This is a genomic window from Pseudomonas sp. HP_08 (genome assembly GCF_055284095.1).
Genome location: NZ_JBTOQC010000054.1, coordinates 13614 through 27337 on the forward strand (window position 1 = coordinate 13614; position 13724 = coordinate 27337).

Below are 13724 nucleotides of genomic sequence, written 5' to 3' on the forward strand. Positions count from 1 at the left end.
TAATTTATCGTGGCCAAAGCCTCATCACGCACTCAATCGCGCGCTCGATAACCTCCAGCGCCACGCCATCGCGTGCCATGGGCGAGATACCCAGCATGAAACTCTCGAACGTCGCTGCCAGCCCATCGATGTCGGTCTCTTCCTCAAGCTCGCCGTAGGCCACGCCGCGTTCGATACAAAAGCGTATGCCGACGCGGGTGCGGGCCCTGGCGCGGGTCAGTGGTGCCGCCACCTCGGCACTGGCCGGCACGCATCCACTCATGGTGCCGAGCGCGACCATACAGCCCTTGGGATGGCCGGCCGCGCATTGCATGGCCGCCGACTGACGCAAGGAGGTTTCCAGCGCCTCGCGAGGTCCCATGTCTTCCTCGAACAGCGGATCGTTCACACGGCCATAGCTGCTCATGTAGCGCTCGACCACCTCATGAAACAACGCCTCTTTCGAGCCAAAGGCGGCGTAAAAGCTCGGCGCTGTGATGCCGCCGCCGATGCCGGCTTTCAACTGGTTCAGTGATGTCGCGTCATAACCGTGCTCCCAGAACAGCAACAAGGCCTGCTCGACGGCCTGGTCTCGATCAAAGCGGCGGGGGCGTCCCATCTGTGCCATGGCGGGTGGTCATCCTGAAAGGGAAGGGACTTAAATACTAATCGATACAAAAGTCGTTGACGAGCCTGAGGTGATGATGGCTACATATATATCGATCAGTATATAACTCTGGAGTATGTTCATGACCCCCGCACCATCACCCGCCAGGCTGCCGATCGGCGCGCTACTGGCTTTTGCGATGACAGGTTTCATCTGCATCATGACCGAGACCTTGCCCGCCGGCCTGTTGCCCGCCATCAGCGCCGGGCTTGACGTGCCGGTCAGCCTGGCCGGACAAACCGTCACCCTGTATGCGCTCGGCTCGTTGCTGGCGGCCATTCCCCTGACCGTGGCCACCCGGCGCTGGTCGCGGCGGCGGGTATTGCTCGCCACCGTGGTGGGCTTCATGGTCTTCAACAGCCTGACGGCACTGTCATCCAGTTATGCGCTGACGCTGGTGGCGCGCTTTGGCGCCGGCGCTGCAGCGGGTCTGGCCTGGAGCCTGCTGGCCGGCTACGCGCGGCGCATTGTCGATGTCTCCCAGCAAGGCAAGGCGATGGCGATTGCCATGGTCGGCACACCGATTGCGCTGTCGCTGGGCGTGCCCGCCGGCACCTGGCTGGGCAACCTGCTCGGCTGGCGCATGGCATTCGGGGTCATGACGTTCATGGCCATGGGGCTGATCGTCTGGATACTGCTCAGCGTGCCGGACTATCCGGGTGAAGACACCCGTCAGCGCCGCTCGGTGTTCAGCGTGCTGCGCCTGCCGGGCATTCGGCCGATCCTCGCGGTGGTGGTCAGCTGGATGCTGGCGCACAACATCCTCTACACCTATATCGCGCCTTTCGCGGCGCAATCGGGGCTGGCCGAACACGTCGACAAGGTGCTGCTGGCCTTCGGCGCCGCCTCCCTGCTGGGCATCTATATCACCGGGCGATTGGTCGACCGTTTCCTGCGCCAGGCGGTATTGACCAGCCTGGCGGCCTTTGCCCTGGTTGCCTTGCTGTTCGCGCTGGCCGCGCCATCGCCGGCCATTCTGCTGGGCGGTACGTTGATTTGGGGGCTGAGCTTCGGCGGTGCCGCTACGCTGCTGCAAACCGCTTTGGCCGACAGCGCAGGACCACAGGCCGACGACGCCCTGTCGATGAACGTGGTGGTCTGGAACAGCGCCATTGCCGCCGCTGGCGTTGCCGGTGGCGCCTTGCTGGAAACCTTCGGCGTGCAGTCGTTCCCCTGGGCGGTGCTGGCGCTGGTTCTGATTGCCTTCGGCTTTACATCAGCGGCGCATCGCCACGGATTTACCTCCGGCAGCCGCCATGGCGCCGTCGTGACTCACTGACATGAACCTGAGGAAACACCATGAACAAGCAAAGTGACCAACGCGTAATGGTAGTGGGCGGCAGCCGTGGCATCGGTGCCGCCATCGTGCGGACCCTGGCGCCCAACGCCGGCGCCTTGAGTTTCACCTGGTCCAGTTCTGAAGCCGCCGCCCGGCAACTGGCGCAGGAAACCGGCAGCCGGGCGTTGCAACTCGACAACATGGACCGGGCAGCACTGTTCGAGACCCTGGAAGCCGAGGGCCCGCTGGATGTGCTGGTGATCAACGCCGGCATTCTGGTCGCGGGTGATCCGCTGACCCTTGATCCCGACGATATCGACCGATTGTTCTATATCAACGTAAATGCGCCATACCACGCCGCCGTTGCGGCCGCCCGCAGCATGCGCACCGGCGGGCGGATTATTTTCATTGGCTCAACCAACGCCGATCGTGTGCCCATCGAGGGCCTGTCGGCCTACAGCGCCAGCAAGGCCGCGCTGGTCGGCATGGCCAAGGGACTGGCGCGCGACTTTGGCCCGCTGGGCATCACCGTCAACGTCGTGCAACCCGGCCCGACCGACACCGACATGAACCCGGCCGATGGCCCGATGAAAGACACCATGCACAGCTTCATGGCCATCAAACGCCACGCCACCGGTGGCGAAGTCGCAGCCCTGGTGGCATGGCTGGCCGGGCCCAATGCAGGCATGGTCACCGGCGCTGCGCTGACGGTGGACGGCGGGTTTGCGGCGTAGGCCTAAAGACCCAGCTGCGAAAGCCCCGGGTGATCATCGGGGCGACGGCCCAAGGGCCAGCGAAACTTGCGTTCAGACTCTTGAATCGGCAGGTCATTGATGCAGGCGAACCGATGGGCCATCAGGCCGTTTTCGTCAAACTCCCAGTTCTCGTTGCCGTAAGAGCGGAACCAGTTACCCGAATCGTCGTGCCATTCGTAGGCATAACGCACGGCGATTCGGTTATCGGTAAACGCCCACAGTTCCTTGATCAGACGGTAATCGAGCTCTTTGTTCCATTTGCGCTGCAAAAATGCCTGCGCCTCGGCACGTCCGTTCACGAACTCGGCGCGGTTACGCCATTGCGTTTCCACGGTGTAAGCCAAGGCCACCTTGGCGGCATCGCGGCTGTTCCAGCCGTCTTCGGCCAGGCGCACTTTCAGCGTGGCCGATTCGTGGGTGAAGGGCGGAACAGGTTGAAGGATTTCAGGGGTAGACATCGTGCTGGCTCCCGGTGGGTGAAAGGTCAGTGGTTACAAGTCCGGCACCACAGGCTGGATGCCGTCCTCGTGCTGTGCCGGTACAGCACAGCAGATCAGCACCGTGTTGTCAGCGCTTGCCCTTGCGTTCCAGGAATCGTACGCCCAGAGACAGCGGGAAGCACAGGGCGAAATACATCGCGCCCACCAGGATGTAGGTCTCCAGCGGCATGAAGTACACCGCGCTGAGATCTTGTGCCCTCAACATCAGGTCGGGTGCCGCGATCAGTGAGGCGACGGAGGTGTCCTTCAGCAGCGAAATCGCGACGTTGCCAATAGGCGCGAGAACGATCCTGATGGCTTGAGGGAGTACGACCCAACGCATCACCTGCGCCCGTGGCATGCCGATGGCCTTGGCTGCTTCAACCTGGCCCTTGGGCACCGCTTCAAGACCGGCACGGTAGATCTCCGCAAGGTAGGCAGCAGCATTCAGTCCTAAACCGATAATCGCTGCAATGAACGAACTGAACTCGATCCCCACGGCCGTGAGGCTGAAGTAAATGATGAACAGCTGTACCAGCGCGGGCGTTCCTCTGAAGATCTCGATATAGATCGAGGCCGCCCGCCTCAGTGGAACGCTTGATGAGCGTCTGGCCAGCGCCAGGGCCAGCCCTGCAATCAAGCCGATCACCAGTGCACCGATTGCCATCTGCAAGGTAGCCAGTGCGGCCGCCAGGAGTTCTACGTGGGTTGCATCCCACAGTTCGCCGTATCCCATCTCAATTCTCCTTGACGACTTTCAGGCGGCGCTCGGTGCGAGAGGCCCAGTAGGCAATGAACAGGCTCAGCGCGAGGTAGATGATCGCCAGCAGAAAGTAGATAAGGTTGGTTTGATAGGTTTCACTCACCAGCATTTTTGCCTTGAAGGTCATCTCTGGAACCGCCGCAGCGGATGCCAGTGAGGTGTCCTTGAGCAGGCCGATGGCAAAGTTCGCCATGCCTGGAATGGAAATCTTGAAAGCCTGCGGCAGCACGATGATGCGCATCGCCATGCTTCGAGTCATTCCAATGGAATACGCAGCTTCCGCCTGTCCTTTGTCGATAGTCTTGATGCTGGACCTGAAAACCTCGGACAGGATCGCTGCGCCGTTGAGCCCGAACCCGATGATCGCGGCGCCGACGGCAGGCAATGTGATGCCTATGTAGGTAAGGCCAAAATACAGGATGAACAGCTGTGTCAGGATCGGGATATTGCGAAATACCTCCAGGTAACAGCTGGCGAGAAAACCCAGCGTGCGGTGGCGTGAAAGCCGCATCAATGCCAGGCAAAAACCTAGCACTGCGGCGACGATGAAAGCAGCCAGGGTCAGCCCGACGGTGGTCAATGCGCCGATGCCGAGCACATTCAGGAAATACGGCAACATCTCGAAGGCTTTGCCGAAGGAACTGCTATCAACCATGATCAGTGCTCCTGAACTGCTCGAATGAACGAGCGGGTTCGTTCTATTTCACTGTCATGGAAAATCTGCCGGGGAGGCCCTTGCTCAATGATGTTCCCATCGGCCATGAACACCACCTGATCAGAAACGCTTTCAGCAAAGCGCATTTCATGAGTGACGATAATCATCGTCATTCCTTCATCCGCAAGACTTCGCATCACGTTCAGCACTTCACCGACCAGTTCTGGGTCGAGCGCCGAAGTCGCCTCATCAAACAGCATCAGCTTGGGTCGCATTGCCAGCGAGCGTGCGATTGCGATCCGTTGCTGCTGCCCGCCAGAAAGCTGCTCTGGGTAGGCATCACGCTTGGCCAGCATACCGACCTTCTTCAAAAGCTCTTCAGCATGATCGATGGCCTCTCTCTTCTCGCGCTTCTGTACCTTCATGGGGCCCAGGATGATGTTCTCCAGGACGGTGAGGTGTGGAAACAGATTGAAGCGCTGGAAGACCATGCCCATCTCGGCACGCATACGGGCCAGGTCCTTGTCTCCCATGGGCACCTTGCGGTTACCCACGAGCCGCTGGCCGATCAGCTCGTTATCCAGGTAGATACTGCCCTGAGTGGGCTCCTCCAGATAATTGATGCAGCGAAGTAACGTGGTCTTGCCGGACCCACTGGGGCCAATGAGCGAAATCTTCTGGCCCTGTTGCACGGTAAGGTCGATGCCTTTGAGTACGTTCAAACTACCGAAGGATTTGTGTAATCCCTCGACGCGCACCAGTGGGTTCAATACAGCCATGAGCGTTATCCGTAAGTGATGAGACAGGTGTTAAAACAGCGCCGTTTCAGGCGAAGGCTTGGCTAAAGTCGCGAGGTTCGTGCTTGAACGGACCGATAACATTGCCTTTCTCATCCCGGTCTACGCCGAGTCGACCATCTTTGGCCATCGGCACAAGGTAGTCGTCATTCTTGATGCCGTATTTGGCGAGGATAGGCTTGATCTGATGGGTAGACTTCATCCAGCGAAGACCCTGGTTCACGGCATCGAACAGGTCCTGGTTTTGCGGATGAATGCCCCAGATCGCCTCGAACTTACCGGTCAGGGCCGGGTATTTTTCATCGAAAACGATGGGGACTTGTTTAAGCTTCAGGCTTGGGTCCTGAAGGATCATGTAGTCGATTGTCGGGGCGTCCAGCACAGCGAAATCAAGGCGTCCGGCCCGGACGTCACGAAGGCAGGCATCAGTGCCGTCGTACAGCTTGACCTCTTTCACACCCGGCACTTTTTTCATGTCAGGGATCGAGAAATAGCCGGTGTAGCTACCGATGGTGCGACCCTTGAGGTCATCCACGGTCATTGATGTGGTGAAAGGCTCGTCTTCACGCATCAGCAGGTAGGCGCTGGTGTAGAAAACCGAGTCGGTCAGGAGCAGGATTTTCGAGCGCATGGGGTTCCAGGCGAAGTTGCCGCCGAACCAATCGGCACGACCCGAGCGAACGGCCTCAACCACCGCAGGGAAACCCATAGTCTGAACATCCAGCTTCAGTTCTAATCGGTCGGCGATGACTTTGAGCAGTTCCAGGTCGGTACCCACTGGCATTCCGTCCCGCATCGCACCCAATGGCATTTCCCCGAGGCATGCCGCCGTCAGGTAGCCAGGACGAATGGTTTTGATTGGCTCACCCGCAGCGAAAACTTTGGACACAGGGCCCAAGGCTCCCAATGCAATAGCAGCCATTGAACCGTAGCCAGTCGCTTTGAGAAAGCCGCGCCTGGAGAAGCCCTGCGTAACAAATGTTGAGTCAGACATAGATCACCTACGAAAAATGATGAGCTTGGCAGAATGGGTTCGATTGTTACGTGGGTCTCGATTCAAGCTGGACGTAGCAGCCGGTCTTTTTGTTTGTAACCATGACAAGCATTACAATATCCACCTTAAAGAGAGTCTTTTTGCTTGTCAACGGTCGTTTTATCGGATAAAAATCACTACAACATTGTTAGTTGTCTCGTTTGTTGCATTACAAGCATGACAATAGGGAAGAGCACGCCGTGAATGCATCTGATCAATTACTGGACGACCTGAAAGCCAGCGCCGCTTTGCAGCGCGGCAATAGCGAGACGCTCTATGCGCAGCTTGCAGACGCTTTGGCACAAGCTATCGAGAGCGGTAAGGTGCAGCCGGGTGACCGTTTGCCGCCGCACAGGGACTTCGCAAGCGTACTCGGGCTCAACATCACCACCGTGACCCGGGCCATGGCAGTCCTTCAGCAGAAAGGACTGGTGCAAAGCCGTCCTGGTCGCGGAACGCAGGTATCACTTGCTCGCCATCCCGCCGCTCAATTCCAGTCCGCGCCGAGCAATGATCCGGACACGGTCGATCTGAGCGTCAACCGACCCGCGACAACTGGATTCAATCGGGTTTTAGCCGCGCTGCTACCTCGGCTCCACACCGATCCGCGCTTCATCGATATGAAGGATTACCATCCTTCAGAAGGTCCCCTTTGGGCCCGTGAAGCCGCTGCCCAATGGCTTTGCCATACCGGCGTACCCGCGCAAGCATCACGCATGCTGATCGTTGAAGGCGCCCAGCATGGAATCGCAAGCACCCTTAGAAGCCTTGCGAATGCAGGCGATGTGGTGCTGGCCGATAGCGTGACCTATCAGGGGATCAACGCCCTGTGCCGGTCACTTGGCCTGGTGCTGATCGGCGTCGATGGGGATGCCAGGGGCATGTCACCAGAGGCCCTGAAAAACGCATGCGACGAATATGATCCGCGCCTTGTTTTTCTGGTCCCCTCCATTCAGAACCCAACAGCCATCACGTTGGACCTGGAGCGCAGGGAAGAACTGGCCGCTGTGATCCGCACGACCAACCTTCTGGTGATTGAGGACGATGTATATCGCCCTTTGCTGGATAGCTCTCCACCTCCATTTGTGAGCCTGCTGCCGGACAGGACGATCTATATTTCTGCTCTTTCAAAATGTATTGCGCCAGGGCTGCGGATGGGGTTCGTTCTTGCGCCGCCGCATCTGGTCCAGGACATATCGACGATGCAACGAATCGATTGCTGGAGCACATCTCCGCTGACATCGCTGATTGCGGCGAAATTGATCGAAGAAGGTCACGCGGAACAACTGGTTACCGAGCAGAAGGAAGAGTTACGCGAACGCCAGTCATTGCTCGCAGAACATCTGGATGGCCTGGAGTTTCAGAACAGCCCCACGGGCACTCATGCATGGCTCGTTTTGCCTGAACCCTGGATTGGCTCACGCTTTGCGCTCCTGTGCCAGGAACGAGGCGTGATCTTGCTTGCCGCAGGCGCATTCACGCTGAGGTCCGAGCTTTCACCTCAAGCGGTGCGCATCAATATCTCGGCCGCTCTTTCCCGAGAGCACCTTGTTAAAGCGTTGAAAGTGATCAGCCAGCTCGCCCGGCAGGGTCACCTCTACATGCACAACCGGATCTGAACAGATGACTCAGCGTATCAACGGTGATGTGGCCGTCATTGGGGCCGGAGTTGTTGGCGTTTCAACCGCCTTGTGGCTCCGACGTCAGGGCTACAAGGTTTTACTGATCGAGCGCGACTCCATTGCTTCGGGCGCATCGTTTGGTAATGCGGGAACGTTGGCGCCTTATGGCGTGATGCCTATCGCTCAGCCTTCGATACTTGCGTCGCTGCCGTCGCTACTGTTCTCATCCGAGTCACCCTTCGTAATCAACTGGGCCCGGCTGCCCAAACTGATGCCCTGGTTGCTCAGGTTTTTGAACGAATGCAGAACCTCACGATTCGAGGCGAACTCAAAAGCCTTGCACCAGATTCTCCAGCACGTTTACACCGGCTATGCGCCACTTCTGGATGAGTGCCCGCAAGCGAATCGGCGTCTGAGCCACAACGGATGCCTTTATAGCTACGGCACGGATGCCGGTTTTGCAGGCGCCCGGCAAGCCATCGAATGGCGCCATGCCTTGGGGATTGCTCAGCAAGTGCTCACGGCTTCAGAAGTCGACCAAATGGAGCCTGCACTGGAAGGCAAGTCTGTCGCAGGCCTGATGTTCCCGAACTCATCCCACATGAACGACCCCAAAGCGTTCATCGAGGCACTTGCAGCTCCTCTGGTCGCCGATGGCTCACTCATCAAGGCCACCATCACGGGAATTAAGTCGCAGGCAGACGGTGTGACGCTGTCCGGCGCCGGCGGTGAAACCTATAAGGCAGACCGAATCGTTGTATGCAGTGGCGCATGGTCAGCGTTGCTGGCCGCCCAACTGGGTGACCGCGTCCCGCTGGATACAGAGCGTGGGTATCACATCGAGTTTGATATGGATCAGCCATTGGTCAGCAGACCCTGCTGCCCTGTCGAGAGCGCATTTTACATGACGCCGATGGAGGGCCGCCTGAGGGTCGCGGGCACTGTCGAGCTAGGCTCAATCAAAGACCCCGCGAACCCTAAAAGATTTGACTATCTGGAGCGCCACGTCCGTCGTGTCATGGGCATCACTGCACCAGTGGCACGTCAATGGATTGGTTACCGCCCATCCCTTCCAGATTCCCTGCCGGTGATAGGGCCTTCGCCAAATGATCCCCGAGTGATTTATGCCTTTGGCCATCAACACCTCGGGTTGACTCTGGCAGGCGCAACTGGAGAACTGGTAGCGCAATGCATTGCAGGAAACGCGCCTGACTGGCTGCAACACTTCTCGGTCAGCCGATTTTAAACGATACAGTCCATAGGGGATTTTTGATGAGCACCATTAAGCGCCAACATACCAGCAAGCGAATGAGCCAAATCGTGACTCATGGCGAGACGGTATATTTGGCAGGCCAGGTCGGCGACAAACATGAATCGGTTGCCGACCAGACTCGTACCGCCTTATCACGCGTCGATGCGCTTTTGAAGGAAGCAGGGTCGTCACGCGAGCATCTGCTACAAGTGACCATCTGGCTGGCTGACATGGCTGACTTTGCAGCGATGAACGAAGTGTGGGACGCCTGGGTGCCCGAAGGACATGCACCGGCACGAGCGTGTGGCGAGGCAAAGCTGGCTGATTCGCGATTGCTGGTCGAATTGCTTGTCATTGCTGCCAAAGCCTAGAACAAGGCAAAAACCGTGGTCATGGCGAGCGATTTACGCTTGACCGCGTTCGCCTGAACCTCGACATAGAGCCGAAAATTTTGCCAGCATCTGCTTGATGCGGTGGACATGTATGGCCCATGCACGTCGAAAGTTCTTCGACTTGCACGAGACCAACAAGCGCCAGATCGCCGAAAAAGTGCTGCACTGCATCGTGGCCTTGTACAAAGTGGGGCGAGAAAACCGCGAACTGGAACCAGGTGACCGGCAGCAAGTACGGCGAAAAAAAGCAGCTACTCAACGCGCGTCTGCCGACCGTGGCCATGACGCAAACTTGATTGCGCCCATTGTTCTGCGCGGGTCACGGGTATTCCATGCAGTGCGTTGAATGTTTTCGTTACATCCCACGCGACACCACGGCCGATCGCAAAAACTGCCCGGTACTTTCGTAAGTTATCGTCAGGTTTTTCTGCAAGGTCTGCCAGCAACTGTTGCACGCCAAGTGCTCGGCGCTCGACTTTCCGTTCGATGACTCGCTCAACCAGATCAGCCAAATCGCCGTAGGTGAGGGTGTCACCAGCGGTGTATACGACCTGATTAATAAAGCGCGGGCTGTGCAGGACAATGGCGGCGGTGAGCGTGCCGATGTCTTGCGGTGTTGTCACCGTCACCATGGTTTCAAAGCTGCCTAACGCATTGACCTGTCCGGCGGCCAGGTCAACGACCCCGAAAGCTGGATCGAACAGGAAGCTGGTGAACATGCCGGTGGAAATAATCACCCATTCAGTCCGGGATTGAGCACGCAACAAGTCGCGAACATCCAGTTGCTCGTCGAACAGGTCTTGAGGGCTGCCACGACCAATCAAGTCGTAGTCAACACCGAACTGCCATGGAATATAACGTTTCACACCCGACGTGAGCGCGGCTTCAGTCAGTTTAAGCTGAGTGCCACGGCCCGCAGCAAACCCTACGCAACTGATCACTGTGTCGAAGCGCCCCAGCACCGCCGCAAGCTCTTCGATGGAGGCATTAGTGATGTCGGCTGTCTCAACAGCAACCCCTAGCTTCCTGATGGCTTGAATGTCCTGTTGTTTTTCCATTGACGAGTTCTGCACAGTGGCTTCACGCAGCAGCACGGAAATGCTCGCCGATTCGGTTGATCGGCCGGCCAGTCCTTGCAACACGGCAAGCCCCAGTTCACCGGCCCCCAATACCAGAATACGTTGTTTGACGTTTGAAATAGCAGCCTGCATGGTGAGCCCCTGTTTGACGTACTTAACTTGAAGCCAGGAATCTTGTCATGGACATCGATGCGCAAAAAGTAGGTACATCGGTGATACCGAGCGGGCTGGATGCTCAGGAAATCGTGCGCCTTTCAGAGAATGCCTGTCGCGAACTCAGCGAAGACGAGGATGGTCTCAAGCGCGATATCCTCAGTCATTCCGGTAACCGATGGTCACTAGGTGTGGTGCATGCGCTAGGAGTGAGTAGCCCCTTGCGTCACGCGGAGTTACGTCGCCGATTGCACGGCGTCACTCAACGCATGCTCACTCACACGCTGCGTCAGCTGGAGCGCGACGGCCTGATCTCTCGTCGCGACTTTGGCGAAAAGCCCTTGCGTGTCGAATATGCTCTGACCGAGCTTGGAATGGGGTTATTGGTGCAGATGATTCCGCTGTGGACGTGGGTGATCGAACAGTCGGAGGGGTTTAATGCGGCTCGCAAACGTTATGACACACGGTAAGGGGGAATAATGCACTGGCGGCAGCCCATGAAAAACTTCTCGATGATCCTGACTTCGAAAAGGTTTTAGCCGAGGGAATGTATCGGTACTCGATCATGGCAACGTGTATTTTTCCCGACGTTCTTGGCCTATGCGGATACTTTGACGATGCCTACAGTGTTTCCGGTCGGTACCGACCCCGAACGGACACTCGGCCAAAGTCGCCTGGAAACGCCAGCTTTGTTCAGGTTAACGTCTGTCGAGAGGTGAGTATGGACGCAGAGAGCGCTGTTGAATTGGTGTGTGCAAGGCTGCTGGGAGAGAACTCTATCCCGGTGAAGATCCGCACGAGAAAGCGGGTGTCCGAGGAGGAGGTGAGTGAGCTGTTTTTTGCTATTGATTGTCTGATTATTCATTACAGAGGTCAGAGTGCGATTCCTAAACGCTTGGCACTGGCCTTTGTGGATATATATGTTGGGTTGAATTCAGCAGATGAGTTTTATGATGAGGGTGAGATCCAGAGGTATGAGGATATCGGGATCGCTCTTCAGGAAAAGGCATACGCGTTATTCGAAGCAAATTGAGGTGGGTTGGGAAAGCCGTTTTGCAGGGTATCTGCTTGATGCAGTGGGGATCTATGAGCAAGGAAAACCGGATTCATTTTGAAGAAGAGCTGCAAAAAGAACTCAAGCATATCGAGTGCAAGGAGTTGGTCGTCACGGTCGTCAAGAGAGGCCTGAAATTTCGCTTCGAAAAGAAGCTGGTCGCGGAGCTGCATTTTCAGTATTTGATGAAAGCGCACGCATTCACTTTGTTGGGGTGGGTCTTTGGGGGACCTGTTTTTGAGGCCATGTCCAAAATAGACATGCCTTACAAGAGTAACCTGGGCAGTGATGCATGCTTTTCGTTTATCACCTCGGGCAGGCAGGATAAAAAATTCAGTCCCAGTATTTACGGCGAGATAGCGGTTCCCCGGCCTGAGCACGCAAGTGATGTGTGTCAACATATCCGGCGTGCGCTTGAGCAATACTATGTTCCTCTGATAGTCGGCTGCATACTGCCTGGGGAACGGACTATCGATGATGTCATTTACTCGCCGAGAGACTATTCCTACCCTGCAGCATTTATTCATTGCGCCATCGCTTGCAACCCCTCGATAGTGAAAGAGGGCGTGAAAGAAAAGCTGAGGTCCAACAAGAAAATCATTAAAAACAAAAGCTTTGATTATGAACTTTTAGGCATTCACGCCCTCCAAGGTGGCCTTATCACCCACGGCAGATAAGTGAGTGAAGCAGGCAGCGTGGGTTGCCGCTTCGCCAACAGCACGGCAGGGCTTGAAGGTTATAAACGCGAGCTCAGCCGGTACAGTGTCACCGCTCGAGAATTGGATCCGGGCGTTATTCGATGGAGCTACACATGAAGTCTTTTAGCAAAATTATGGCGTCTGCAGCCTGTGGTCTGGTTTTGGCAGGTTGCACCGGCACGCCTATGAAGACTCAGCAATACGACAGCAGCCAGTACACCGTCCTGGGTCACAGCGAAGCCAGCGCTACCGGCTTGATGCTGCTCGGTTTCATCCCTATTCGTCAAAACGATCGGTTTGTCCGTGCACAGACGTCTGCCATCCAGGCCAAAGGCGGCGATGCGCTGATCAATACGCAAGTGCAGGAAAAGTGGTTTTGGGCTTATGTGTTGAACGGCTACACCACGACGGTATCCGGTGATGTGATCAAGCTGAAAACGGCTCAATAAACCAAGGAGTTGCTGAAGCAGAGGGTAGTGTGCGATCTACTCCTCTGCGCAACTCAAGCGTTATTGCCTGATACAGGGGTGAAGCGTCCAGGTTTTCTAATTTTCAGATCGGCTCCGCAAATAAGCCGCCATCGCCGCGAAACGATTCCGGGTTTCCCATTCAAATATCCTGTTGACCAGCGGATCAAGGATGCGACCCAGCCACAGCGGCCTCAACTGCACACTGAACGTGTAAATCAACTCTGAAGAAGTCCCATCAATATCACGATGCCGCATTGAAGCGGCCCACCCGTGGAAGCAACCCGATGGCTCGACCAGAACCGCTGCGGCAACCTGCGCGGGTCGGTAGTTGACGAAGCGGGTGCGCATGGCAAACAGTCGTTTCCAGCCTCGTCCCTCATTCACGCTAATCGCACCTATATAAGGGTGACTGCCACCCCCTTCCACGCTGGCGTGAGACAGCAATGTGTCCCATTGCTTGCGCACAGCATGGTTGTGAAACGCTTCAAATGCGTCAGCGGCGCTGGAAGGCATGATCAGAGTGATTCGACGCTGGGCCATGAAATTCCTCGTCGGTATCGAATGCGGCCAATTTCACCCTGTCTGGCAGTACCAGGG

The 13724-nt window shown here is 56.9% G+C and carries 17 protein-coding genes and 1 pseudogene; 10 read left to right on the forward strand and 8 right to left on the reverse strand.

Going from position 1 to position 13724, the window contains the following annotated elements; all coding sequences use genetic code 11:
• Positions 1-4 precede the first annotated feature (4 nt).
• Positions 5-607 (reverse strand): TetR/AcrR family transcriptional regulator, encoded by a 603-nt coding sequence (locus ACYAS9_RS30415; protein WP_463572211.1) that lies wholly within the window; start codon positions 605-607, stop codon positions 5-7.
• A 121-nt stretch (positions 608-728) separates the two neighbouring features.
• Between ACYAS9_RS30415 and ACYAS9_RS30420 the strand changes: the two genes are divergently transcribed.
• Positions 729-1925, forward strand: a complete 1197-nt coding sequence (locus ACYAS9_RS30420; protein ID WP_463572212.1) for an MFS transporter — start codon at positions 729-731, stop codon at positions 1923-1925.
• 20 nt (positions 1926-1945) lie between these two features.
• Positions 1946-2659 carry an SDR family oxidoreductase gene (bdcA, locus tag ACYAS9_RS30425; RefSeq protein WP_463572213.1) on the forward strand — a complete coding sequence of 238 codons (714 nt, stop codon included), beginning with the start codon at positions 1946-1948 and terminating at the stop codon, positions 2657-2659.
• A gap of 2 nt (positions 2660-2661) precedes the next feature.
• Here bdcA and ACYAS9_RS30430 read toward each other — a convergent pair whose 3' ends face one another.
• From ACYAS9_RS30430 to ACYAS9_RS30450, 5 genes are all read right to left on the reverse strand, one after another.
• A complete protein-coding gene (locus tag ACYAS9_RS30430) occupies positions 2662-3138 on the reverse strand; it encodes a nuclear transport factor 2 family protein (protein WP_463572214.1) in 477 nt (158 codons plus the stop codon).
• Positions 3139-3247: 109 nt separating this feature from the next.
• Positions 3248-3895 (reverse strand): amino acid ABC transporter permease, encoded by a 648-nt coding sequence (locus ACYAS9_RS30435; RefSeq protein ID WP_463572216.1) that lies wholly within the window; start codon positions 3893-3895, stop codon positions 3248-3250.
• 1 nt (position 3896) lies between these two features.
• Positions 3897-4577, reverse strand: a complete 681-nt coding sequence (locus tag ACYAS9_RS30440; protein ID WP_463572217.1) for an amino acid ABC transporter permease — start codon at positions 4575-4577, stop codon at positions 3897-3899.
• A 2-nt stretch (positions 4578-4579) separates the two neighbouring features.
• Positions 4580-5356 (reverse strand): amino acid ABC transporter ATP-binding protein, encoded by a 777-nt coding sequence (locus ACYAS9_RS30445; protein WP_463572218.1) that lies wholly within the window; start codon positions 5354-5356, stop codon positions 4580-4582.
• Positions 5357-5402: 46 nt separating this feature from the next.
• Positions 5403-6368, reverse strand: a complete 966-nt coding sequence (locus tag ACYAS9_RS30450; protein WP_463572219.1) for a substrate-binding periplasmic protein — start codon at positions 6366-6368, stop codon at positions 5403-5405.
• A 239-nt stretch (positions 6369-6607) separates the two neighbouring features.
• Here ACYAS9_RS30450 and ACYAS9_RS30455 point away from each other — a divergent pair, with 239 nt between their 5' ends.
• The 4 genes and pseudogenes from ACYAS9_RS30455 to ACYAS9_RS30470 form a co-directional block, all read left to right on the forward strand.
• Positions 6608-8026 carry an aminotransferase-like domain-containing protein gene (locus ACYAS9_RS30455; RefSeq protein ID WP_463572221.1) on the forward strand — a complete coding sequence of 473 codons (1419 nt, stop codon included), beginning with the start codon at positions 6608-6610 and terminating at the stop codon, positions 8024-8026.
• A 4-nt stretch (positions 8027-8030) separates the two neighbouring features.
• Positions 8031-9275, forward strand: a complete 1245-nt coding sequence (locus ACYAS9_RS30460) for an NAD(P)/FAD-dependent oxidoreductase (protein ID WP_463572222.1) — start codon at positions 8031-8033, stop codon at positions 9273-9275.
• Positions 9276-9301: 26 nt separating this feature from the next.
• On the forward strand, positions 9302-9652 hold the full coding sequence (locus tag ACYAS9_RS30465; protein WP_463572223.1) for a RidA family protein: 351 nt from the start codon (positions 9302-9304) through the stop codon (positions 9650-9652).
• Between the two features lie 109 nt (positions 9653-9761).
• Positions 9762-9923: pseudogene (locus tag ACYAS9_RS30470) on the forward strand (IS66 family transposase); the annotation flags it as partial.
• A gap of 1 nt (position 9924) precedes the next feature.
• Here ACYAS9_RS30470 and ACYAS9_RS30475 read toward each other — a convergent pair.
• Positions 9925-10884, reverse strand: coding sequence for an aromatic alcohol reductase (locus ACYAS9_RS30475; RefSeq protein WP_463572224.1), 960 nt, complete (start codon positions 10882-10884; stop codon positions 9925-9927).
• 47 nt (positions 10885-10931) lie between these two features.
• Here ACYAS9_RS30475 and ACYAS9_RS30480 point away from each other — a divergent pair, with 47 nt between their 5' ends.
• The 4 genes from ACYAS9_RS30480 to ACYAS9_RS30495 all read left to right on the forward strand — a co-directional run bounded on the left by ACYAS9_RS30480 (position 10932) and on the right by ACYAS9_RS30495 (position 13106).
• On the forward strand, positions 10932-11375 hold the full coding sequence (locus ACYAS9_RS30480) for a winged helix-turn-helix transcriptional regulator (protein ID WP_463572225.1): 444 nt from the start codon (positions 10932-10934) through the stop codon (positions 11373-11375).
• 251 nt (positions 11376-11626) lie between these two features.
• Entirely contained in the window at positions 11627-11938 is a 312-nt protein-coding gene (locus ACYAS9_RS30485) for a hypothetical protein (protein WP_463572226.1), read from the forward strand.
• Between the two features lie 53 nt (positions 11939-11991).
• Positions 11992-12636: a hypothetical protein gene (locus ACYAS9_RS30490; RefSeq protein ID WP_463572227.1), complete on the forward strand. Its 645-nt coding sequence runs from the start codon at positions 11992-11994 to the stop codon at positions 12634-12636.
• A gap of 134 nt (positions 12637-12770) precedes the next feature.
• Positions 12771-13106: a hypothetical protein gene (locus ACYAS9_RS30495; protein WP_459744289.1), complete on the forward strand. Its 336-nt coding sequence runs from the start codon at positions 12771-12773 to the stop codon at positions 13104-13106.
• 96 nt (positions 13107-13202) lie between these two features.
• Here ACYAS9_RS30495 and ACYAS9_RS30500 read toward each other — a convergent pair whose 3' ends face one another.
• Positions 13203-13667 (reverse strand): hypothetical protein, encoded by a 465-nt coding sequence (locus ACYAS9_RS30500; RefSeq protein ID WP_463572228.1) that lies wholly within the window; start codon positions 13665-13667, stop codon positions 13203-13205.
• Positions 13668-13724 lie beyond the last annotated feature (57 nt).